This window comes from Roseovarius sp. A46 (assembly GCF_004126395.1).
GTDB classification, from domain to species: domain Bacteria; phylum Pseudomonadota; class Alphaproteobacteria; order Rhodobacterales; family Rhodobacteraceae; genus Roseovarius; species Roseovarius nitratireducens.
Window position 1 is genome coordinate 80,352 of record NZ_PVWS01000010.1, and the last position, 22,513, is coordinate 102,864.

The following is a 22,513-nucleotide window of genomic DNA, read 5'->3' on the forward strand; positions in this document are numbered from 1 at the left end:
TCATGACCGCGCCCCTTCTGCTCACCGATCTTCGCGCCGCCACACTGTCGCCGGGCGGTGCCGCCTACGGCCTGATCGACGAGGCGGCCATCGCCATCGACGGCGGCGCGATCCGCTGGGTGGGCGCGGCGCGCGACCTGCCTGGCGACATGGCAGGCTGGCCCACGCGCAGCCTTGGAGGTCGGCTGGTCACGCCCGCGCTGATCGATTGTCACACCCATATCGTGCATGGCGGCAACCGCGCCCGCGAGTTCGAGATGCGGCTGGAGGGGGCGAGCTATGAAGAGATCGCGCGTGCCGGGGGCGGTATCGTCTCTACGGTGAGTGCCACGCGGGATGCGGATGAGGCGACATTGCTCGCCGAGGCGCTGACCCGCGTCGATGCGTTGATCGCCGAGGGCGTGGCGACATTCGAGATCAAGTCGGGCTATGGCCTTGATCGCGAGACCGAACTGCGGATGCTGCGCGTTGCGCGGCGGATCGGCGAGACGCGGCCCGTGACCGTGGTCACGAGCTTTCTGGGCGCGCACGCGGTGCCCGCCGGTGAGGATGCCGACCGCTATATCGACGAGGTATGCCTGCCCGCGCTGGAGGCGGCGCACGCCGAGGGCCTCGTCGATGCGGTGGACGGGTTCTGCGAGGGGATCGCCTTTGACGCGGCGCAGATCGCGCGGGTCTTTGAGCGCGCGCGGGCGCTGGGCCTGCCGGTAAAGCTCCATGCCGAGCAGTTGAGCCATATGGGCGGCGCGGCGCTTGCTGCGCGCTACGGCGCGCTCTCGGTGGATCACGTCGAATATGCGACGGTGGCGGATGCCGAGGCGCTGGCGCGGGCAGGAACGGTTGCCGTGCTGTTGCCCGGCGCGTTCTATACCCTGCGCGAGACGCAAATCCCGCCGGTGCAGGCATTCCGCGAGGCGGGGGTGCCGATGGCGGTGGCCACCGACCTGAATCCGGGATCGTCGCCTCTGGGTTCGCTGCTGCTGGCGATGAACATGGCCTGCACCCTCTTTCGCCTGACGCCGGAAGAGGCGCTCGCCGGCGCCACGCGGCACGCGGCCCGCGCACTCGGGTTGCACGACCGGGGCGAAATCCGCACAGGGCTGCGCGCCGATCTGGCGGTGTGGGATGTCGAGACGCCTGCGGAGCTCTCCTACCGGATCGGCACCAACCCCCTGCACACCCGCATCGTTGGAGGACAATCGTGACCGAGACGCTCACTCCCGGGGCCACCACACTGGCGCAACTGGAAATCTTTTGGCGCGAGGGGCGTGCCGCACGGCTCGACCCGGCGTCACGGGACGGGGTCGATCACGCCGCCGCGCTTGTCCATACGGCGGCGCACGGAGAGGCGGCGGTTTACGGCGTCAATACCGGCTTTGGCAAGCTCGCCTCGGTCAAGATTGCGCCCGAGGACACCACACAGCTTCAGCGTAACCTGATCCTGTCGCATTGCTGCGGCGTGGGCGAGGCGCTGGATACCCCGACCACGCGGCTGATGATGGCGCTGAAGCTATTGTCATTGGGGCGTGGCGCGTCCGGCGTGCGGTGGGACATATGCGCGCTGATCGAGGGGATGCTGGCCGCCGGTGTCGTACCGGTTATCCCGGCGCAAGGCTCGGTCGGCGCATCGGGCGATCTGGCCCCACTGGCGCATATGGCGGCGGTCATGATCGGCGAAGGCGAGGCGGTATACGAGGGCGAGACGCTGCCGGGCGGCATGGCGCTGTCGCGGGCGGGGCTCGCCCCCGTGGTGCTCGGCCCCAAGGAGGGGCTGGCGCTGATCAACGGCACGCAGTTCTCCACAGCCTGCGCGCTGGGCGGGCTGTTCGAGGCGATGACGCTCACACGCGGGGCGGTGGTGACCTCGGCGCTCAGCACGGACGCGATCATGGGCTCGACCGCGCCGCTGCACCCGATGATCCACGATCTGCGCGGGCATCGCGGGCAGATCAACGTGGCCGCCGCGATGGCCACGCTGATGGAAGGCAGCATCATCCGCGAGAGCCACCGCGAGGGTGACACCCGGGTGCAGGACCCCTATTGCATCCGCTGTCAGCCGCAGGTGACGGGTGCGGCGCTCGACCTCATGCGCTGGGCCGCGCGGACGCTGGAGGTGGAGGCCAACGCGGTGACGGATAACCCGCTTGTGCTGACCGGTGACGGGGCGATCCTGTCGGGCGGGAATTTCCATGCCGAACCGGTGGGATTCGCCGCCGATACGATGGCGATGGCGATTTCCGAGGTGGGGGCCATCGCGCAACGGCGCGTGGCGCTGATGGTCGATCCGACGTTGTCTTTCGACTTGCCGCCGTTCCTCACGCCCGATCCGGGGCTGAATTCGGGCCTGATGATCGCCGAGGTGACGACCGCTGCGCTGATGAGCGAGAACAAGCACCTGGCGCATCCCTGCACCATCGACAGCACGCCCACATCCGCCAACCAAGAGGACCACGTGAGCATGGCCGCGCATGCGGCCTACCGCCTGCGGCGGATGACGCGGAACCTGTCGGTGATCCTGGGTGTCGAGGCGATCTGTGCCGCGCAGGGCATCGAGGCGCGCGCGCCGTTGGTGACGTCGGAGCCGTTGCGGGATGCGCTGGCCTGCCTGCGCGAGCGGGTGCCGAGCCTTGGGGTGGATCGCTACATGGCCCCCGATCTGGAGGCGGCCGCCGCGCTGATGCGCGAGGGCGCGCTGGTGCGGGCGGCGGGGCTGGAGCTGGCGCTATGATCGAGGTGATGCAAGGGGATGGCCCGCTGGTGCTGGGCCTGCCGCATACGGGCACGTATGTACCGCCGGAGATAGAGACGCGGCTCAATGAGACGGGTCGGGCACTGGCGGATACCGATTGGCATATCGAGCGGCTTTACGATGGGCTGGTCGCGGGCGTGACGACGGTGCGCACGCGCGCGCATCGCTACGTGATCGACGTGAACCGCGCGCCCGACGACGAGACCCTCTATCCCGGGCAGAACACAACGGGGCTGGTGCCGCTGACCGATTTTGATGGCCTGCCGATCTGGCAGGATGGGGAAGAGCCGGACGCAGCGGAGGTGGAGGCGCGGCGTGCGGCGTATCACGGGCCCTATCACGCCGCGCTTGCGGCGGAACTGGAGCGGGTGCGCGCGCAGCACGGCTTTGCCATTCTTTACGATTGCCATTCCATACGCTCGCGTATTCCATTCCTGTTTGAGGGCACGCTGCCCGATCTGAATATCGGAACCAACGGTGGCTCGACCTGCGCGCCAGGGATCGCGGACGCAGTGCGCGATCCCTGTGAGGCGAGCGGATATAGCACCGTCACCGATGGCCGCTTCAAGGGCGGCTGGACGACGCGCCATTACGGACGCCCCGGCGAGGGGCTGCACGCGATCCAGATGGAGCTTGCGCAGAGCACCTATCTCGCCACCGAGGCGCCGTCCTGGACCTACGACGACGCACGCGCTGAGCGCCTGCGCTCCACACTGCGCCCCATCTTTGATACCCTGTCGGACTGGAGACCGTGATGACCGATCCCCGCAAGAACACCCGCGATGTCTATCCCCCCACCGGCCCCGAACTGAACGCCAAGAGCTGGCTGACCGAGGCGCCGCTGCGGATGCTGATGAACAACCTGCACCCCGACGTGGCCGAGAACCCGCACGAGCTAGTCGTCTATGGCGGCATCGGGCGCGCGGCGCGGACATGGGCGGATTTCGATTGCATCGTCGAGAGCCTGAAGGACCTCGAGGCCGACGAGACGCTGGTGGTGCAGTCGGGCAAGCCGATTGCCATCGTCAAGACACATGTCGACGCGCCCCGCGTGCTGATCGCCAATTCCAACCTCGTGCCGCATTGGGCCACCTGGGACCATTTCAGCGAATTGGATCGCAAGGGGCTGATGATGTACGGGCAGATGACTGCGGGCTCGTGGATCTATATCGGGTCTCAGGGCATCGTGCAGGGCACCTACGAGACCTTTGCCGAGGCCGGGCGGCAGCATTACGGCGGTGACCTGACGGGCAAGTGGATCCTGACCGGGGGCCTTGGCGGCATGGGCGGCGCGCAGCCGCTGGCCGCCGTGATGGCCGGGGCCTGCTGTCTGGCGGTGGAGTGCAACCCCGACAGCATAGATTTCCGCCTGCGCACGCGATACGTGGATGAGCGGACCGATAGTCTCGACGAGGCGCTCGCCATGATCGAGCGCTGGACCGCGGCGGGCGAGGCGAAATCTGTGGGCCTTCTCGGCAACGCCGCCGATGTCTTCCCCGAGATTTACCGGCGCGGCATCCGGCCCGATATCGTCACGGACCAGACGAGCGCGCATGATCCGGTCAACGGCTACCTGCCGCAGGGCTGGAGCATGGCGGAGTGGCGCGAGAAGCGCGAGAGCGACCCGAAGGCGGTGGAGCGCGCGGCGCGGGCAAGCATGAAGACCCATGTCGCCGCGATGGTGGATTTCTGGAACGCAGGCGTGCCAACCCTCGATTACGGTAACAATATCAGGCAGGTGGCGCTGGACGAGGGGCTGGAAAACGCCTTTGCCTTTCCCGGTTTCGTGCCCGCCTATATCCGCCCGCTGTTCTGCCGGGGCATCGGCCCGTTTCGGTGGTGCGCGCTGTCGGGCGACCCGGAGGATATCTACAAGACCGATGCGAAAATGAAGGAGCTGTTCCCCGAGAACACCAAGCTGCACAATTGGCTCGACATGGCGCGCGAGCGGATCGCCTTTCAGGGCTTGCCCGCGCGGATATGCTGGATCGGGCTGGGCGACCGGCATCGAGCGGGGCTGGCGTTCAACGAGATGGTGGCGAGTGGCGAGTTGAAGGCGCCGGTGGTGATCGGGCGCGATCACCTCGATTCCGGCTCGGTCGCCTCGCCCAACCGCGAGACGGAGGCGATGAAGGACGGCTCGGATGCCGTGTCCGACTGGCCCCTGCTCAACGCGCTGGTGAACACCGCCTCGGGCGCGACCTGGGTGAGCCTGCATCATGGCGGCGGCGTGGGCATGGGATTTTCGCAGCACGCGGGCATGGTGGTGGTGGCCGATGGCACGCCAGAGGCGGCGAAACGGCTGGAACGGGTGTTGTGGAACGACCCGGCGAGCGGGGTCTGGCGGCACGCGGATGCGGGCTACGAGGACGCGCTCGCCTGTGCCCGAGAACACGGGCTGCGCCTGCCGCGCATCCTTGGGTAAGGTTCTGTCATAAATCTGTCACATCGCCGTTACATTACCCTGATGCGCGTGCAATGCCGATTGCATCCGGCGGCGGTAGGGAGCAGGTTATGCCTCCGCGCAAATCAACGCGATATGGAAGGTCGCTTTGGATAGCCCCAGTCTCACCGTGTTCTTTATCCAGATTGCAGGGGCCGCAGCGCTGCTGATCTGGTCGGTGCGTCTGGTGCGCACCGGGGTCGAGCGTGCCTTCGCGGCGCGGTTGCGCCTGTGGCTGCGCCGGTCGGGGCAGAGCCGCCTGCTCGCAGCAATGACGGGAGGCGGCTGCGCGATGGCGCTGCAAAGCTCGACCGCCGTTGCCATACTCGTGGCCAATTTCGTCGCGGCGGGGGCCGTGCCGGCGGCGGCGGGGCTGGCGATGGTGCTCGGTGCCGATCTTGGCTCGGCGCTGGTGGCCAAGCTGCTGATGGTACGGCTGTCCTGGCTGATTTCGGTGCTGTTGCTCGTGGGCGTTGTGCTGTTCCTGCGTGGGCGACAGAGGCGCGTGCGCCAGACCGGGCGCATCCTGATCGGGCTGGGGCTGATTTTCGTGTCCCTGGACATGCTGCGCATGGCGACCTCGCCGCTTCTCGACAGCGCGGCGGCGGGCGCGGCGATGCAGTATCTGGCGCGCGACACGCTCTCCGCCTTCGTGATCGGTGCGCTGTTCGCATGGCTGGTGCATTCCTCGGTCGCTGCGGTGCTGCTCTTCGTGACGCTGGTGGCACAGGGGTTGATGCCGCTCGCGGCGGCGATCGCGCTGATCCTCGGCGCGAACATGGGCGGCGCGGCGATCGCGGTGGTGCTGACGCTGGCCGCACAGCCGGAGGCGCGCCGTGTCGTCATGGCCAATCTGGTACTGCGGGGCGGGGCGGCCGGCCTCGTGCTGGCCGTGCTCACCGCGCTACAGCCACCGCTCGACTGGCTGGGCGCATCGCCGGTCACGCAGGCGATCAACCTGCACATCGCGTTCAATCTCGGGCTTCTCCTGTTCTGCCTGCCGCTGGTGACGCTGGCCGACCGTCTGGCGCGGCACCTTGTCAACGCCCCGGGCGCGCCATCGGGGCTGGTGCACATGACCGCGCTCGACCCCGCCGCGCTCGACGCGCCGGACCGCGCCCTCTCGTGCGCCATGCGCGAGGTGATCCGCATCGGCGAAACCGTCGAGACGATGCTGCGCCCGGTGCCAAAGCTGTTCGAGCATTGGGACGAGGCCGGGGCACAGGCGGTGACCGACAGCGCCGAGAGCGTGCGCAAGCGCCACCTCGAGACCAAGCTCTACCTCGCGCAGCTCAACCGCGCGGGCCTCGATGCCGAGCGTAGCCAGCGCGCGATGGACCTGTCAGGGATCGCCGCGCATTTCGAAGCCGCGAGCGACACGATCGCGACCTCCATGCTGGGGCTGGCGCAGCGGCTGCACCGCGAAGGCGTGCATTTCTCGCGCCCCGGCTGGGAGGAAATCTGCGACTTCCACGACCGCGTGCTGGCCAACGCGCAGCAGGCGCTGGCGTTGATGATGTCCCAGCATCCCGACGACGCACGCGATCTCGTAGCTGAAAAGGACACGATCCGCGATATCGAGGCACGTCTGCAGCGCGCCCATCTTGGGCGGCTTCGCGAGGGGCTGACCGAAAGCATCGAGACCAGCAACATCCACCAGGAGACGTTGCGCTCGCTCAAGCAGGTCAACACCGCCTTTACCATGGTGGCCTACCCGATCCTGACCGAGACAGGCGATCTGCTGTCGAGCCGCATGTCCAGCCGCGCCTGAGCGCGATTGTTTCGCCGCCGCACTTGGCCTAGGACAGGGCAAACGGCGGAGGGAGAGCGATGCTCTGGATACATATCGGGATGCCCAAGACGGGAACCACCGCGTTGCAATCATGGCTCCATGCGCATCCCGGTTTCCTGGCCCGCCACGGCATCCGCTACCTCGTCACGGGCCGCGACCGGGGCACCGGGCGCGCGCGGCTCATTTGTCACAACGCGATGGCCGTCGCGATGACGCGGGCCTGGCGCAGCACGCCCGAGGCGCAGGCCGGGGCGATGGCCGAAGAATGCCGCGCGCACGCCGACGGGCACACCATCCTGTCGAGCGAGATGTTCTTTGGCCGAGACCTCGCGCCCTTGCAGGAGCGCTACCTGTCGCGCATCGACGGGCCGGTGCGGATCGTCGCCTACCTGCGGCGCTTCGATGATTTCATCGAAGCCGATTACAAGCAGCGCGCCAAGAACGGGCTGCCCACCAACGGGGCGGAGGGGTTTGTCGCCGGGCGGCTGGCAAAGATCGCCGCCGACCCGGAATACATGGATCTCGGGGCCGCGTTCGCGCGCATCCGCGCGCAGGTGCCACGGGCCGGGATCGTCCCGCGACTCTACCTGCGCGAGGAAATGGCGGGCCACAATATCATCACCGATTTCCTGTCTCTCTTCGGCGTGCCGCCCGACGACGTGCCCCTGCCCGAACGCGCCGCCAACCGCTCCTTGTCGCGCGTGACATCCGAGGCGCTGGGGCTTTTCGACGAGCGGGCAGGATACGACAAGAAGGCGCGGCGGCGGCTGGGGCGGTTGCTGCAAGCCTCTGGCGACACGCGGCTTTATGGCAATGGAGATGTGCTGACGGCGTCGGAGCGGGCCAAGGTCAACGACGCATTCGAGGCGCGCAACGCGGGCTTTCGCGCGGCGCATTTTCCCGGTCGCGACCGGCTCTTTCCGCCCGCCGATGCCAGCGATGCGCGCGGGCGGGGCCACCCGGACGAGCTGGCCGCGTTCCAGCACGCCGTGCGCATGATCCTGCGGCTGGCGCGCGACGCCTGAGGTCAGGCGCTGTTGCGCATGAGCCGTGCGCGCCGGTTGGCGTAACGTTGCTGGTTGGGGGCGATTTCGGCGGCGCGGTCGAGGGCGGCGATCGCTGCCGCCTCGTCGCCATCCGCGCGGCAGAGATCGGCAAGGCGGCTGTGCAATTCGGCGGTGCTGTCATCCATCTCCGCCGCGCGCTCCATCGCCGCGCGCGCCGCCGCCGCATCGCCCGCCGCGAGGTGAATCCGCCCCGTCAGGTAGTGCCAGAAGGCATGATCCGGCGCCATGGCGCGGCACGCCTCGATTTCCTTGAGCGCACCCGCGTGATCGCCTCCTAGCGAAAGGATTTCCGCCTGCCGCTTGGCAATGAGGGGTGCGTCGGGGTTGGCTGCGCGCGCCTCGGAGTTGCGCGTCAGTGCCGCCTCTATCCGGCCCATCCGCGCCTCGAGAAGCGCGCAGAAACTGTCGGGCAGCGTGCCGGGGGCAAAGCGCGGATCGGCCTCGATCCGGTCGCGCAGGGCGGCGAGGTCGCGGGGGCTGTCCAGAAGCCGCACCACCTTGCCGTCGATAGCGAAATCCGGCCACTCGATGGCGATGGTCGAGAGATCCGAGGCGCGGCGGCGCAGGATGCGCGCCTGCTGCACGAGGATGTTGGTCTGCTGGTAGGGGATGGGCAGCATCAGGAGCGTGTCGCGGTCGAAGGGCAGCACACGTCCGGGACGCAGGCGACGCCGCTTGATCATGAAAGTGCCGATCACGGTCACGTCGGGCAAAATCGGTTTTTGCCAGAACGCCCGCAGAAAGGACCGCCGCGCCCCATACCGCCGCCCCTGCGCGCCGAGGATATGCGCCTCCACCGCGAGCGCGGTGACGGTGTTTTCCTGCCATTGGTTGGGATGGGCAAGGGCGGCGCGGACATGGGCGAGGGCCTCGTCCCAGCGGTGCAGGTAGATGCCGCAGATCGCCTGCATCAGGGGCAGGAACGCGTTGTCGGCCCCCGCTGCGAGGATCGCCTCGCCGATGTCCCATGCGGCCTCGTCCCGGCCGGATTCCTGCAACCGGCGGGCCAGCTTGATATAGACATGCGCGGCCTCGCTCGGGGTGATGAATTCCGACACGCCGCGACCGAACCGCGCCAGCAGCCGCTCGTAGGCGGCCTCTCGCTCGGGGACGCTCATGACCTCGTGAAAGCACTTGCGCTCCTGCCCGCTCAGGCGTGCGGCGGCGCGGCTGAAAGCGCTGATCGGCGGCGCCACGATCTCGCTGGCGCGGGACATGGCGTAAAGCTCGAGGAAATCGCGCTGCACCGGCTTGCAGGCGGAGAGGTCCACCAGATTGTCGATCCGCGCCACCTGTGCGTGCGCGGCGGTGAAGCGGGCGATGCTCTCGGGCTGATCGGAGAAGACCAGCGCGCCGGCATCGGCGTTCTTTTCGAGGTAGGCCGAGTAAAGCTCGTCCGGCTCGATCTTGGCGGGCCATTCCTTGTGCTTCCACGGCTCTTCGTTGAGGATGTCGCCGCGGCGGATGTGGTAGGCGATGGTGCGACCGCCCTGCGCGGCCATCGCCGCCTCGATCGCCGCCATGTGGCGCGCGACAACCGGGTTGAACCCGATCCGGGCAATGAACCCGCGGAACCGCCCGCGCAGATCGCCGCTGTCCTCCCAAGGGAACTCCACGATCTCGAAACCCTCGTCGAGCAGCACATGCCCTCCGCCCGCGAGATGCGCCGCAAGCCGGTCGGGCGTGCTGTCCTTCAGAAAGGTTCGGAGCGGTTCGGTCTGCGCATCCAGCGCCTCGAAATCGGCGTTGTCGATGAAATGCCTCGCGATGAAGTCCGGGGCAAAGAGATCGGCGGGCGTGTCGAGCTTGGGTGCCATCGCCCCGCGCGGGAACCAGTTGATGCGGAAATCGGTGCCGTAATCCTCGGCCAGACGGATGCTGTTGAGCATCATCAGCAACCGCGCGCCAAGCTGATCCTTGCGCAAACCGATAAACAGGCCGCGGCCCGGATCGGCAGCATTGTCGGGAGCATTCGACATAAAACAACCTTTTCCCGTTGTGGAAAACTCTATACACTCAAGGGAAACAGTCGCAAGCGCTCCCGCTGCCGGGCAGTGGCGAAGGAGTAGGTCGGTTCATGCCAGCAGGGTCCAGGCTAGTGCTGAGCACCTCTCTGGTGCGCCCCACCTCCGCCTTCCTGGAATGGCTGGCCTGGCACCGAATGCTGGGGGCAAGCATCGTCAACGTGCTGATCGACCGCAGGCAGGCCACCGCACACCCCCTTTTGAATGCGCTCGAGGCAGTAGGACTGGTGCAGATCGTACCGGTGGGCGTCGATCCCGACATGAAGGAAGAACCGCACAATTCCGCCCTGCGGGCAGGCGGCATCGAAGGCGCGGAGAGTGGTGGCTATGGCCTCTTTCTCGGGCCGGACGAGTATTTCCGCATCCACAGCACGGCACAGACCATCCCCTCGCTGATGCACGGGGCCGGGGGTGCGGACGTGCTGTCGGTGCCGGTCTGCGAGGCAGGGACCGGGGGGCACGAGCATCACGCGCCGGGACCGGTGCTGCACTTGGCGCGCCCGGTGGCCGCGCCGGGACCGGGCGCGCCGTTGCGCAGCGTGGTGCGGCTGGGCCTCTTTTCGGCACGCACCCCCGAGGTACCGGTGGGGCCGGTTACGGGTGGAGGGCCGGTCAAATGGGTAGACGGCGACGGCAGCCCCCTGCCCGAGCCGCATAGCCGCGTGGCCTGGGCACGGTCCAGGCATGGCGATGCGATGGCGCGCGCCTCGGTCCTGCACATAGCGGCGCCCACCTCGGAAACCCTGCTGCTGCGCGCGCAGCACCTGCCATCCAAGCAACAGCCCGGCCCCGAGGCAATGCTCGCCCGCCTCGCCGATCTGGCGGCGATCGACGGGCCGCCGCACGCGATCGGGCCACGCGCCGCGGCGCTGGAGGCGCAGATCGCCGAAGTGATGGCGCTGCCCGGGGTGGCCGACGCGCAAGCCGGGCTCGAGGCCGAGGAGCGCGAGACGCTGGCGAAGATTCTTCCCGCGGCGGCCCCACCCCCCGCCGCAGAGCGCCTCGCCCCCGAGACAGAGAGCGCGGGCGAGGCGCAGGACGCGGCTTCTGCCGAACCCGCGCTGCCCGAGTGGTTCGCCGAGATCCATGCCGGCGGCGACCGACAGGGCTTTTACACCCGGCTCGAACATCACGCGGTCATGTGCATCCGCCGCGATCCCGCGCGGCTTGTCGTGACCTTCGACAACCTCTCCAATGTCAACGACCTCTCGCCCGGGCGCGAGCCCTGGGCCTATCGCTTCGTGCGAGAAAACGGCTGCTCGCACCTGTCGGTCATGGCGCGGCGCAAGGACTGGTACCGCTGCCCGCAACTCATCGCGTATCTCGAAAAGCTCAGCGATGACGGGCTGTTCGCGGAGTTCGACAAGGTCTGGCTGACCGGCACCTCGATGGGCGGTTTCGCGGCGCTGGCCTTCTCGTCGCTCGCACCTGGCGCCACGGTCATCAGCTTCAACCCGCAGACCACGCTCGATGACGCGCTCGTGCCGTGGGAAGAGCGGTTCGGCATGGGGCGCGCGCGCGACTGGTCCCTGCCGCATTCCGATGCCGCCTTCGAGATCGACGAGGCAGAACGCGTCTTCGTGCTCTACGATCCGTTCTTCCCCCCCGACCGCCGCCACGTCGAGCGGCTGGAGGGTGACAACGTCACCCCGCTCAAGACATGGTGTTCGGGCCATTTCTCGCCGGTCTTTCTGCGCCGGGCCAACCTATTGAAGCCGGTCATGCAGCACGCGCTCGACGGGACACTGACGCCCTCGGTGTTCTATACCCTCTACCGCGAGCGCCGCCTCCTGCCGTGGTACCGCAAGGCCTTGCAGACCAACCTTCAGGAGCGCGGGCACGATCGGCTCGCGCGCATCGTCAGTCCTGCTTTCCGCAAGATCAAGCGTGAGGCCGCCGAATGACCGCGCCGCAGGATTTCGCAGCCGCGCTTCCCGCGCCCGCCCTCGGCGGCAGCCATGTCATAATGACCACGATGAAGAACGAGGGGCCGTTCATCCTCGAATGGGTGGCACACAACCTCGCCATCGGGTTCACCGGATTGGTCATCTTTACCAATGATTGCGAGGACGGCACCGACCGGATTGCCGACCGGCTGACCGAGCTGGGCTATGCCAGCCACCGGCCCAACGATGTGTCGGACGGCGCGCCGCCGCAGCACAAGGCGTTGCGCCGCGCCACCGCGCACCCCTGGGTGCGCGAGGCCGAGTGGCTGATGTGCCTCGACGTGGACGAGTTCATCAACCTTCGCGAAGGTCTGACGACCCTGCCGGGAATGATATCCGCCATGGGCGATTGCGATGCGGTGTCCTTCGCGTGGAAGCTCTTTGGCTGCGGCGGGGTCGAGGGCTACGAGGATCGCCCGGTGACCGAGCAGTTTACCCTCGCCGATATCGAGGACGATCCCGCCAACGGCCGCGCCACCGGTTTCAAGACCCTGTTCCGCAACAACGGGCTTTTCCGCAAGTACAACCCCCACCGCCCCAAGGGCGTGCCCGAGGATCGCGAGGGGGATGTGCGCTGGTCCGATTGCGGCGGCAACCTGCGGGAGATGAGCCAAGTGGGATGGCGCGCCTGGCCCGGCTTCAGCCACCGATTCGCGCGGCTGCACCACTATTCGGTGCGCTCCATCGACAGCTTCCTCGTGAAGCGCGACCGCGGGCGCACCAACCACATCGCCCGCGAGCAGACCGAGCATTACTGGTCCGACATGAACGTCAACCGCACCGAGGATCGCAGTATCGCGCCCCATGCCGCACAGATGCGCCCCATCCTCGACGCGCTCCGCGCCGATCCGGTGCTTGGCCCGCTTCATGCCGAGGCCTGCGACTGGCACCGCGCCAAGATCGCCGAATTACGCGGTCGCCCCGGCTGGGACGAGTTCCGCGACTGGCTGCGCGAGAACCGGATCGTCACGACAAGTGACATAAAAACAAGGGATTACTGAGCGAGAGACGCTCTCGGAACGTTCGAGCATCTGCCAGGATCGACGGCGCGACTGTATATCGAACCTGAACCGGAACCCCAAGGCACGCCAAACGCCGCGAAGCCGGGGTCGCTCAGGTGGATTTCTTGTAGAGCCGCGTGAGGTCGAAGATATCATCCAGTTCCTCGAACCGGGCGCGGGTGTCGGTCCAGGAGGTCTCCTGCACCGCGGCGATCAGCGCCTCCAGCAACATCATGGTGGAGATGTTTGAATCCCAGGCCGACGGAATCTCGCCCCAGCAGTTGAATATCTGGTCGGCGATCTTGCTCACCGGCGAGGTCCACTGATCGGTGATCAGGATGACGGTCACGCCGCGATCCTTGGCCAGTTCTGCCAGCCGCAGGAGGTTCGTTTCATAGCGGCGGATATCGAACATCAACAGAACGTCGCCGTGCGTCATGTCCAGCACGTAGTGCGGCCAGGTGGCGGCCGAAGAGGTCATATGCGTGACCCGTGGGCGAATCGCCTGAAGATGGGTGAAGGCGTAATCCGCCAGCGCCCGGGTCACCCGACCGCCGACCACGAATAGCTGCCCATCGCAATCGGCCATGCGGTGCACCGCGGCGTCGAAGCGTCCGGTGTCCACATGCGACAATGTCTGGCGCATGTTCTGCATCACCGCATCGGCGAAACGGTTGAGGATATGCGATTCCGGCGCTTCGGATGCCCAGCGCTCGCGCTTCTTCACCGGGCCCGAGACCGTCGCCTCCAACTCGTCGCGAAGCACCTGGTGGAACTGCGGAAAGCTCTGGAAACCCAGCTTCTTGACCATCCGCGCAACCGTCGGGGTCGAAACGCCGGCATTCGCGGCCACGATCGTGATAGAGGCCAGCCCCGCCGCCGGGTAATTCTCGAGCAGCGCATTGGCGAGCTTGCGCTCGGACTGGGTGAGCTGATCGTATTCCGTGCGGATCAGGTCTCGCACTGTCTTGGTCGGCTCGGGCATTGTGGCGTTCCCGTCTTGCCCCCATGCAATCAAAGCGCCCGCGCCTCGCACAAGATTCGTGCATCGGGGACGGCCATGAAATTCTCTTCTGAAGATATATTGACAGAATAAAAAAATACAGAAAATAATTGAACAAAGCTCGGGGGGTGTCTTGACCACTGTCAGCAACGCGAATTTCGGACCGGCCGCAGATGTCATCAACCCCGATGGCACGGGCGATGTCGTGCTGATCTGCGAACACGCCTCGAACGCGATTCCCACGCCGCTGAACGGTCTTGGCCTGACCGACGAGGTGCGCGGAAGCCATGTCGCCTGGGATCCGGGCGCGCTGGGCGTGGCGCGGCACTTGTCGCGGGCGCTGAACGCGCCGCTGATCGCCGGACGGGTGTCGCGGCTGGTCTATGATTGCAATCGCGCGCCCGAGAGCCCCAGCGCCATGCCCGCGCAGACGGAGAGGGGCGACATTCCCGGGAATGCGGGGTTGGACGCCGCGGCCCGCGCGGACCGCCTCGCCGCCGTGTATCGCCCGTTCTGCGCGGCGGTGAGCCGGGTGCTGGATTCCCGCGCCGCGCGCGGTGCCCGCACCGCGCTGGTCACGATCCACAGCTTTACGCCGGTGTTCCACGGCCAGACCCGCGACGTGGAAATCGGCATACTGCACGACAGCGACAGCCGGCTCGCCGATGCCATGCTCGCGGCGGCAGACATCCTGCCCGGGCGCGACATCCGGCGCAATGCCCCCTATGGCCCCGGGGACGACGTGACCCACAGCCTCGGGCTGCACGGCGTCGCACGCGGATTGCCCAACGTGATGATCGAGATTCGCAGCGACCTGCTGGCCGACGCAAGCGGCGAGGAACGGATGGCCAGTGAAGTGAAGCGCCTGCTCGATCCCGCGCTCATGGTCGAATCGGTCTGGTCGCGGGAGGGAGCCCATGCCTAGACTTGTTCGCACCTATGTCCGCGGTGTTGACCGGGTGAACCGGGCGCTTGGCCGGTGTGCCATGTATCTCATCTTCGTGCTGATCGGCATCCTGTTGTGGTCCTCGGTCTCGAAGACGTTCTTCCTGCCCTCGCTCTGGACGCTCGAAATGGCCCAGTTCACGATGGTGGCGTATTACATCCTCGGCGGCCCCTACTCGATCCAGCTTGGCTCCAACGTGCGCATGGATCTCTTCTACGGCCAATGGTCGCCCCGCACGCGGGCCTGGGTGGATGCGTTCACGGTGTTGTTCCTGCTCTATTTTCTCGTCGTTCTACTGCTCGGCGGCCTCGGATCGATGGCCTATTCCCTGGGCTATTTCGGCATGACGCCGTCGGAATTCTACGGCGCGCTGATCTCGTCCCTCTTCAGCGACGGGCTGTCCGGCGTCGGCGAAGTGCTGGGCCGCATGGAACGGAGCCCGACCGCCTGGCGCCCCTATCTGTGGCCCATAAAGCTAGTGATGTGCATCGGCATCGTGATGATGATCCTTCAGGCCAGCGCGGAGTTCTTCCGTGATATCGGCCGCATTCGCGGAGAAGAAATCTGATGGCGCACGAGATGATCGCGCTGGTGATGTTCGCGGGCATGATGCTGATGCTCATGACCGGGCAGCGGGTCTTTGCCGCCATCGGATTCGTCGGCGCCCTGGCCGGGGTCCTGTTGTGGGGCACGGGTGGCGTCACGATCCCGTTCTCGGCGGCGATGAAGCTGATGAAGTGGTATCCACTACTGACGCTGCCGATGTTCATATTCATGGGCTATGTGCTGTCGGAAAGCCGCATCGCCGACGACCTCTATCGCATGTTTCACGTCTGGATGGGGCCGGTACGCGGTGGGTTGGCGATCGGTACGATCGGGCTGATGGTGCTGATCTCGGCGATGAACGGGCTGTCCGTGGCCGGCATGGCGATCGGCGCGACCATCGCCCTGCCCGAGTTGCTGCGCCGCGGCTATGACAAGACCATGGTCACCGGTGTAATTCAGGCCGGGTCCAGCCTGGGCATCCTCGTGCCACCCTCGGTGGTGCTGGTTCTGTACGCGATGATCGCGCGCCAGCCGGTTGGCCAGTTGTGGCTGGCCGGGGCGCTGCCCGGCCTGATGATGGCGGGCCTCTTCATCCTCTACATCGCGCTGCGCTGCCGGATTCAGCCGGAGCTGGGTCCGGTTCTGCCCGCGGCAGAGCGCGAGGGCATTTCCCGGCGTGAGAAGATCCGCCTGCTGGGCGCGGGCATCCTGCCGCTGGTCATATTCATGACGATGATGGTCCCCTTCGTGAACGGCTGGACCTCGCTCGTCGAAAGCTCGGCCATCGGCGCGATGACGGCGTTCTTGGCAGCGGTGGTGAAGGGCCGCATGACGCGCGAGGTCTTCGAGAACTCGGTGCGCAGCACGCTGGCCATATCCTGCATGTTCATGTGGATCATCCTCGCGGCACTGGCATTCGGCGCGATCTTTGACGGGCTGGGCGCGGTGCGCGCGATCGAGGGGGTGTTCACCAATTTGGGCCTCGGCCCCTGGGGGATCCTGATCCTGATGCAGCTCAGCTTCATCGTGATGGGCACGTTCCTCGACGATACGGCCATGCTGGTCATCGTTGCGCCGCTCTATGTTCCGCTGGTCGATCAACTCGGTTTCGACCTGATCTGGTATGGCGTGCTCTACACGATCACCACGCAGATCGCCTACATGACGCCGCCCTTCGGCTACAATCTTTTCCTGATGCGGGCGATGGCGCCGCCGGAAATCGGCCTCAAGGACATCTACCGCTCGATCGTTCCGTTCGTTCTGGTGATGGCGCTGGCGCTGGCGCTGGTGATGGTATTTCCGCAAATCGCGCTGTGGCTGCCCGGGCAGGTCTACGGAAACTAACCCAGAACCCCGATAAAACGGGGCCTCAACCAATAGGAGAGAGAAAATGACGACGACAAGACGCAAGTTCATCGCGAGTGCCGGTGCCGGTGCGGTTGGCGCTTCGCTCGCCGCGCCCGCGATCGCGCAATCCAGGATCACGTGGCGCATGCAGACCTATGCCGGTGCCGCGCTGGCCGAGCATGTGGTCAAGCCCGCGATCGACAAGTTCAATGCGATCGCCGGCGACGAGATGCAGATCGAGCTCTACTTCGCGGACCAACTGGTGCCCACGGGCGAGCTGTTCAGCGCCATGCAGCGCGGCACGATCGACGCGGTGCAGTCGGACGACGATTCGATGGCCTCGCCCACGGCGGTGCGGGTCTTCGGTGGCTACTTCCCCTTCGGCACGCGCTATTCGCTGGATGTGCCGGTGTTGTTCAACCAGTATGGCCTGAAGGAAATCTGGGAAGAAGAATACGCCAAGGTCGGGGTCAAGCATATCTCGGCCGGGTCCTGGGATCCCTGCCATTTCGCGACCAAGGATCCGATCCACAGCCTGGCTGACATGAAGGGCAAGCGCATCTTCACCTTCCCGACCGCCGGACGCTTCCTGTCGCAGTTCGGCGTGGTGCCCGTCACCCTGCCATGGGAGGATATCGAGGTCGCGGTGCAGACCGGCGAGCTCGACGGTATCGCCTGGTCGGGCATCACCGAGGACTACACGGTGGGCTGGGCCGACGTGACCGATTATTTCCTGACCAACAATATCTCGGGGGCCTGGATCGGCCACTTCTTTGCCAACATGTCGCGTTGGGAGGAGCTGCCCGACCGGCTCAAGACGCTGCTGACAGTCTGCATGGAGCAGTCGCACTACTACCGTCAGTGGTGGTATTGGGGCGGCGAGGCAGGGCTTCGCGTGAATGGCGAGAAGATGAAGCTGACCACGATCCCCGACGAGGAATGGGAGACCGTGGAAAGCGCCGCCCAGACGTTCTGGAACGAACTCACCGAAGGGGACCCGGTCCGCGAGAAGGTGGTCGGCATCATCCGCGAGTACAACGAGGTCATGCGCCTCGCCGGCCGGCCGTATCGCTACGGCTGAGGCCCTCGCGCCACCCACCAACCAGGGATGCCCCGGCCCCATGCCGGGGCATCCGCACAGATGATCGAACCCGACAGGACAGGATCCGACCCATGCCCGCGCCTCTGACATTCGAAACTCTCAAGGAAAAGACCGCCCACGGCGAGATCGACACCGTTCTCGTCTGCCTCGTGGACATGCAGGGCCGCCTGATGGGCAAGCGCTTCGTGGCCGAGCATTTCATCGAAGGCGCGTGGGAGGAAACCCATTGCTGCAACTACCTGCTGGCCACCGATCTCGAGATGTTCACCGTCGAGGGCTATGCCGCCACCAGCTGGCGCACGGGCTATGGCGATTACGTGATGAGGCCAGACCTCGACACGCTGCGCCCGGTGCCGTGGCTGGAGGGAACGGCGATGGTGCTGTGCGACGTGCTGGACCACCACACCCACGAAGAGGTGCCGCACAGCCCGCGCACCATTCTCAAGCGCCAGATCGCGCGGCTGGCCGGCATGGGCCTGACCCCGATGATGGCGACCGAGCTGGAATTCTTCCTGTTCGCGAAAGGCTATGACGAGATCCGCAAGTCGGGCTTTCGCGATCTGGAGCCGATCAGCGCCTATAACGAGGACTACCACATCCTCCAGACCACCAAGGAAGAGCATGTGCTGCGCCCGGTGCGCAACCATCTTCGCGCGGCCGGGATTCCGGTCGAGAACACCAAGGGCGAGGCCGAGACCGGCCAGGCCGAACTGAACATCAAATACGGCCCGGCGCTGGACTGCGCCGATTATCACGCGATCGCCAAGAACGCGGTCAAGGAAATCGCCTGGGCGCAGGGCCACGCGGCCAGCTTCCTGCCCAAGTGGCACGCCGACCGGGTCGGTAGCTCCAGCCATGTGCATCAGTCCTTGTGGGCCGATGGCCACAACGCCTTTCACGACGCCGAGGGCTCGCATGGCATGTCGCAGCTGATGCACAACTACCTGGCCGGGCTGATCGCCCACGCGCCCGACATGACCGTGTTCCTCGCGCCCTATGTGAATAGCTACAAGCGGTTCCAGAAGGGCACGTTCGCCCCCACCGGTGCCGCCTGGTCGGTGGACAACCGCACCGCCGGGTTCCGCCTGTGCGGCGAAGGCACGAAGGCGGTGCGGATCGAATGCCGGATCGGTGGGTCCGACCTTAACCCCTATCTCGCGATGGCCGCGCAGATCGCGGCCGGAATCAAGGGGATCGAAGACGAGATGGACCTGCAGCCGCCGTTGTCCGGCGACGCCTACGAGGCAAAGGATGGCAACCAAATTCCCGGCACCCTTCGCGACGCCGCCGACGCGCTGGAGGGCTCGGCCATGCTGCGCGAAGCCTTCGGCGATGCGGTTGTCGATCACTATGTTCGCGCCGCCCGCTGGGAGCAGGAGGAATTCGACCGGGTGGTGACCGATTACGAGATCGCCCGCGGCTTTGAGCGCGCCTGAAGAGGATATCATGACGCAAACACTGACATGCATCTCGCCGATCGACGGATCGGTGTTCGCCGAACGCCCGGTCCTGAGCCGCGCAGAGGCGGACGGCGCGGTGGCGCGGGCGCGCGCCGCACAAGCCGACTGGGCAGCCTGGCCACTGGCCGATCGGGTCGACCTAGTGCGCAAGGGCATCGCGCGCGTGGGCGAGATGAACGACGAGATCGTGCCGGAACTGGCCCGGATGATGGGCCGCCCGGTCCGCTACGGCGGCGAATTCGGCGGCTTCGAGGAGCGCGGCAGCCACATGGCGGACATCGCCGAGGCGGCGCTGGCGCCCATCGTGATCGAATCCAGCGACGCCTTCGAGCGCCGGATCGAGCGCGAGCCGCACGGCGTGGTGCTGGTGATCGCCCCCTGGAACTATCCTTGGATGACGGCGATCAACACCGTCGCCCCGGCGCTGATCGCCGGCAACACGGTGATGCTGAAACACGCCACGCAGACGCTGCTAGTGGGCGAACGCATGGTCCGCGCCTTTGTCGAGGCGGGCGTGCCTGCCGACGTGTTCCAGAACGTCTTTCTCGACCATGACACCACCAGTGCCCTGATTGCCGCGCGCAGCTTCGACTTCGTCAACTTCACCGGCTCGGTCGGGGGCGGCCAGGCGATGGAACGGGCCGCGGCGGGCACCTTCACCCCGCTGGGGCTGGAGCTGGGCGGCAAGGATCCCGGCTATGTGCTGGAAGACGCCGATCCGGCCGCGGCGGCGGCCGGACTCATCGATGCGGCGATGTTCAATTCGGGACAGTGCTGCTGCGGGATAGAGCGGATTTATGTCCATGAAAGCCTTTATGACGCGTTCGTCGCGCAAGCGGTCGATATCGTACGCACCATGAAGCTGGGCAATCCGCTGAACAGTGAAACCACCATCGGACCGATGGCCAGCCGCCGCTTTGCCGATCTGGTACGCACCCAGATCGCCGAGGCCGTGGCCGCCGGCGCCACCGCGCATATCGACACCTTCCCCGAGGATGACGGCGGTGCCTACCTGACACCGCAGATATTGACCGGCGTCACCCACGACATGCGCGTGATGCGCGAGGAGAGCTTCGGACCGGTCGTGGGCATCATGCCGGTCCGCGACGACGCCCACGCCATCGCGCTCATGAACGACAGCGAGTTCGGGTTGACCGCCGCGCTCTGGACCCCGGACGCCGGGCGCGCGGCGCGGATCGGTCGACAGCTTCAAACCGGCACCGTATTCATGAACCGCGCCGATTACCTCGATCCCGCGCTGTGCTGGACCGGCTGCAAGAATACCGGGCGCGGCGGCGGGCTGAGCGTGATTGGCTATCACAACCTGACCAGACCGAAATCCTATCATTTCAAGAAAGGGGCATCATGAACCTGACAGGCAACTGGACCTATCCCACCGTCATCAAGTTCGGCGCCGGCCGCATTGACGAACTGCCCGGCGCCTGCGCCGACGCGGGGATCACCAGGCCGCTGCTGGTCACCGACAAGGGGTTGGCCGACCTGCCGATCACGCGCCAGGCGCTGAATATCCTCACGCAGGCCGGCATCGAGGTGGCGCTGTTCGCGCAGGTCGATCCCAATCCGAACGAGATCAACCTCGCCGACGGCGTCGCGGCGTTCCGCGACGGGGGCCATGACGGGGTGATCGCCTTCGGCGGCGGCTCGGGGCTGGACCTGGGCAAGATGGTCGCCTTCATGGCCGGGCAGACCCGCCCGGTCTGGGATTTCGAGGATATCGGCGACTGGTGGACCCGCGCCGATGCAGAGGCCATAGCGCCGATCATCGCGGTGCCGACCACCGCTGGAACCGGCTCCGAGGTCGGGCGAGCGAGCGTCATCACCAATTCGCAAACCCACGTGAAGAAGATCATCTTTCACCCGAAGGTGCTGCCGCGCGTGGTGATTTGCGACCCGGAACTGACCGTGGGGATGCCCAAATTCATCACCGCAGGCACCGGCCTTGACGCCTTCGCCCATTGTGTCGAGGCGTTCTCCAGCCCGCATTACCACCCGATGAGCCAGGGCATCGCGCTCGAGGGGATGCGGCTGGTCAAGGAATATCTGCCCCGCGCCTATGCCGACGGCACCGATATCGAGGCCCGCGCCCACATGATGAGCGCAGCGGCGATGGGATCGACTGCGTTTCAGAAGGGCCTGGGCGCGATTCATGCCCTCAGTCACCCGATTGGCGCGATCTACGGCACCCATCATGGCACCACCAACGCGGTCTGCATGCCGGCGGTTCTGGAGCTGAACGCAACGGAAATTGCGGACCGGTTCGACAAGGCCGCCGCCTATCTCGGCATCGAAGGCGGCTTCGACGGGTTCCGCGATTTCGTGCAGCGGCTGAACGACCGCTTGAACGTGCCCCGCCGTCTGTCAGAGATGGGCGTGGGCCGCGACCGGATCGACGATCTGACCGACCTGGCGCTGACGGATCCCAGCTGCGGCGGCAACCCGGTAACACTGACGCGCGAGAACGTGCGGGCGCTGTTCGACAAGGTTATCTGACGCCGAACATTGCCTGTCTGAGCGAAAGCCTTCGAGGTCCCCTCAGGGACACGGCTCCGGTGATGCCGTGGTCTGGACCGTTGCCCTGCGACACGGAGCCCGCCCGTGCGATAGGCACATCGGTATGGCGTTGAACCAGTATCATGTCGGTGCCCAGCGCCCCGACCTCGGACCGAAGTATGCATCCGGGGTGATCTCGACCGAAGGCAAGCGCGTGCGGGAGGGCGACGAAAACTGGTCGGTTCAGCCAAAAGCGCTTTCGCGCGCAGGCCTGTTGCGCCCAAAACGACTTTACCCGGACAGCCCCGTTACCGGCATCCTGAGCCAAATCTTCAAACACCTGATCCGGAAAATGGCGGAGGGTATGAGCTTCGAACTGTCGAGCAACAAGAAGTGAGTTAATAATTCCGGACACCAGCCGGACACAGCACAAAAGGCTGACACCAGAATTCAGTATCCACGCCCTGGAGCAAACCCTCCGACTTCCAGTCGGACCTGCTTCAGCGTGAAAGAATCGTGTTATGATCGTACCCTCAGAAAAATGAGCCGCAGCCGGGTCGAAGGCTCATTTTTCTG

General features: G+C 66.2%; 18 protein-coding genes. 16 read left to right on the plus strand and 2 right to left on the minus strand.

Features of this window, described 5'->3' with window-relative positions:
* Positions 1-2 precede the first annotated feature (2 nt).
* From hutI to C6W92_RS07515, 6 genes are all read left to right on the plus strand, one after another.
* Positions 3-1,205 carry an imidazolonepropionase gene (gene hutI / locus C6W92_RS07490; RefSeq protein ID WP_129432381.1) on the plus strand — a complete coding sequence of 401 codons (1,203 nt, stop codon included), beginning with the start codon at positions 3-5 and terminating at the stop codon, positions 1,203-1,205.
* Positions 1,202-2,728 (plus strand): histidine ammonia-lyase, encoded by a 1,527-nt coding sequence (gene hutH / locus C6W92_RS07495; RefSeq protein WP_129432382.1) that lies wholly within the window; start codon positions 1,202-1,204, stop codon positions 2,726-2,728. The genes hutI and hutH overlap by 4 nt, the downstream gene beginning before the upstream one ends.
* Positions 2,725-3,504, plus strand: a complete 780-nt coding sequence (gene hutG, locus C6W92_RS07500; RefSeq protein WP_129432383.1) for an N-formylglutamate deformylase — start codon at positions 2,725-2,727, stop codon at positions 3,502-3,504. The genes hutH and hutG overlap by 4 nt, the downstream gene beginning before the upstream one ends.
* Entirely contained in the window at positions 3,504-5,174 is a 1,671-nt protein-coding gene (hutU, locus tag C6W92_RS07505; RefSeq protein WP_129432384.1) for a urocanate hydratase, read from the plus strand. Before hutG ends, hutU begins: the two co-directional genes overlap by 1 nt.
* A 127-nt stretch (positions 5,175-5,301) precedes the next feature.
* The gene (locus tag C6W92_RS07510; protein ID WP_129432385.1) at positions 5,302-6,963 is read left to right on the plus strand and encodes a Na/Pi cotransporter family protein; all 1,662 of its coding nucleotides are present in this window, start codon (positions 5,302-5,304) and stop codon (positions 6,961-6,963) included.
* A gap of 59 nt (positions 6,964-7,022) precedes the next feature.
* On the plus strand, positions 7,023-8,009 hold the full coding sequence (locus C6W92_RS07515; protein ID WP_129432386.1) for a hypothetical protein: 987 nt from the start codon (positions 7,023-7,025) through the stop codon (positions 8,007-8,009).
* Between the two features lie 2 nt (positions 8,010-8,011).
* Here the strand turns inward: C6W92_RS07515 and C6W92_RS07520 are convergent, their stop codons facing one another.
* Positions 8,012-10,030, minus strand: coding sequence for a tetratricopeptide repeat protein (locus tag C6W92_RS07520; RefSeq protein ID WP_129432387.1), 2,019 nt, complete (start codon positions 10,028-10,030; stop codon positions 8,012-8,014).
* 98 nt (positions 10,031-10,128) lie between these two features.
* Between C6W92_RS07520 and C6W92_RS07525 the strand changes: the two genes are divergently transcribed.
* Together C6W92_RS07525 and C6W92_RS07530 are read left to right on the plus strand one after the other, a co-directional pair.
* Positions 10,129-11,979: a hypothetical protein gene (locus tag C6W92_RS07525; protein WP_129432388.1), complete on the plus strand. Its 1,851-nt coding sequence runs from the start codon at positions 10,129-10,131 to the stop codon at positions 11,977-11,979.
* A complete protein-coding gene (locus tag C6W92_RS07530) occupies positions 11,976-13,022 on the plus strand; it encodes a glycosyltransferase family 2 protein (protein ID WP_241691099.1) in 1,047 nt (348 codons plus the stop codon). The genes C6W92_RS07525 and C6W92_RS07530 overlap by 4 nt, the downstream gene beginning before the upstream one ends.
* Positions 13,023-13,134: 112 nt before the next feature.
* Here the strand turns inward: C6W92_RS07530 and C6W92_RS07535 are convergent, their stop codons facing one another.
* Complete coding sequence (locus C6W92_RS07535) at positions 13,135-14,007, minus strand: MurR/RpiR family transcriptional regulator (RefSeq protein WP_129432389.1); 873 nt, start codon at positions 14,005-14,007, stop codon at positions 13,135-13,137.
* A 151-nt stretch (positions 14,008-14,158) separates the two neighbouring features.
* Between C6W92_RS07535 and C6W92_RS07540 the strand changes: the two genes are divergently transcribed.
* The 8 genes from C6W92_RS07540 to C6W92_RS07575 all read left to right on the plus strand — a co-directional run bounded on the left by C6W92_RS07540 (position 14,159) and on the right by C6W92_RS07575 (position 22,334).
* Positions 14,159-14,950: an N-formylglutamate amidohydrolase gene (locus C6W92_RS07540; RefSeq protein ID WP_206735511.1), complete on the plus strand. Its 792-nt coding sequence runs from the start codon at positions 14,159-14,161 to the stop codon at positions 14,948-14,950.
* On the plus strand, positions 14,943-15,539 hold the full coding sequence (locus tag C6W92_RS07545; protein ID WP_129432391.1) for a TRAP transporter small permease subunit: 597 nt from the start codon (positions 14,943-14,945) through the stop codon (positions 15,537-15,539). Before C6W92_RS07540 ends, C6W92_RS07545 begins: the two co-directional genes overlap by 8 nt.
* Positions 15,539-16,861, plus strand: coding sequence for a TRAP transporter large permease subunit (locus tag C6W92_RS07550; protein WP_129432392.1), 1,323 nt, complete (start codon positions 15,539-15,541; stop codon positions 16,859-16,861). Before C6W92_RS07545 ends, C6W92_RS07550 begins: the two co-directional genes overlap by 1 nt.
* A gap of 46 nt (positions 16,862-16,907) precedes the next feature.
* Positions 16,908-17,945, plus strand: coding sequence for a TRAP transporter substrate-binding protein (locus tag C6W92_RS07555; protein ID WP_129432393.1), 1,038 nt, complete (start codon positions 16,908-16,910; stop codon positions 17,943-17,945).
* 92 nt (positions 17,946-18,037) lie between these two features.
* On the plus strand, positions 18,038-19,402 hold the full coding sequence (locus tag C6W92_RS07560) for a glutamine synthetase family protein (protein WP_129432394.1): 1,365 nt from the start codon (positions 18,038-18,040) through the stop codon (positions 19,400-19,402).
* Positions 19,403-19,412: 10 nt separating this feature from the next.
* Positions 19,413-20,795 carry an aldehyde dehydrogenase family protein gene (locus tag C6W92_RS07565; RefSeq protein ID WP_129432395.1) on the plus strand — a complete coding sequence of 461 codons (1,383 nt, stop codon included), beginning with the start codon at positions 19,413-19,415 and terminating at the stop codon, positions 20,793-20,795.
* Positions 20,792-21,937, plus strand: a complete 1,146-nt coding sequence (locus C6W92_RS07570; RefSeq protein WP_129432396.1) for an iron-containing alcohol dehydrogenase — start codon at positions 20,792-20,794, stop codon at positions 21,935-21,937. The genes C6W92_RS07565 and C6W92_RS07570 overlap by 4 nt, the downstream gene beginning before the upstream one ends.
* A 124-nt stretch (positions 21,938-22,061) precedes the next feature.
* A complete protein-coding gene (locus C6W92_RS07575; RefSeq protein WP_129432397.1) occupies positions 22,062-22,334 on the plus strand; it encodes a hypothetical protein in 273 nt (90 codons plus the stop codon).
* The last annotated feature ends 179 nt before the right edge of the window (positions 22,335-22,513 follow it).

Coding starts and splice junctions, on each gene's coding strand:
- hutI (WP_129432381.1), top strand. CDS start 3: ATGACCGCGCCCCTTCTGCTCACCGATCTTCGCGCCGCCACACTGTCG.
- hutG (WP_129432383.1), top strand. CDS start 2,725: ATGATCGAGGTGATGCAAGGGGATGGCCCGCTGGTGCTGGGCCTGCCG.
- hutU (WP_129432384.1), top strand. CDS start 3,504: ATGACCGATCCCCGCAAGAACACCCGCGATGTCTATCCCCCCACCGGC.
- C6W92_RS07515 (WP_129432386.1), top strand. CDS start 7,023: ATGCTCTGGATACATATCGGGATGCCCAAGACGGGAACCACCGCGTTG.
- C6W92_RS07520 (WP_129432387.1), bottom strand. CDS start 10,030: ATGTCGAATGCTCCCGACAATGCTGCCGATCCGGGCCGCGGCCTGTTT.
- C6W92_RS07525 (WP_129432388.1), top strand. CDS start 10,129: ATGCCAGCAGGGTCCAGGCTAGTGCTGAGCACCTCTCTGGTGCGCCCC.
- C6W92_RS07530 (WP_241691099.1), top strand. CDS start 11,976: ATGACCGCGCCGCAGGATTTCGCAGCCGCGCTTCCCGCGCCCGCCCTC.
- C6W92_RS07535 (WP_129432389.1), bottom strand. CDS start 14,007: ATGCCCGAGCCGACCAAGACAGTGCGAGACCTGATCCGCACGGAATAC.
- C6W92_RS07545 (WP_129432391.1), top strand. CDS start 14,943: ATGCCTAGACTTGTTCGCACCTATGTCCGCGGTGTTGACCGGGTGAAC.
- C6W92_RS07550 (WP_129432392.1), top strand. CDS start 15,539: ATGGCGCACGAGATGATCGCGCTGGTGATGTTCGCGGGCATGATGCTG.
- C6W92_RS07555 (WP_129432393.1), top strand. CDS start 16,908: ATGACGACGACAAGACGCAAGTTCATCGCGAGTGCCGGTGCCGGTGCG.
- C6W92_RS07560 (WP_129432394.1), top strand. CDS start 18,038: ATGCCCGCGCCTCTGACATTCGAAACTCTCAAGGAAAAGACCGCCCAC.
- C6W92_RS07565 (WP_129432395.1), top strand. CDS start 19,413: ATGACGCAAACACTGACATGCATCTCGCCGATCGACGGATCGGTGTTC.
- C6W92_RS07570 (WP_129432396.1), top strand. CDS start 20,792: ATGAACCTGACAGGCAACTGGACCTATCCCACCGTCATCAAGTTCGGC.
- C6W92_RS07575 (WP_129432397.1), top strand. CDS start 22,062: ATGGCGTTGAACCAGTATCATGTCGGTGCCCAGCGCCCCGACCTCGGA.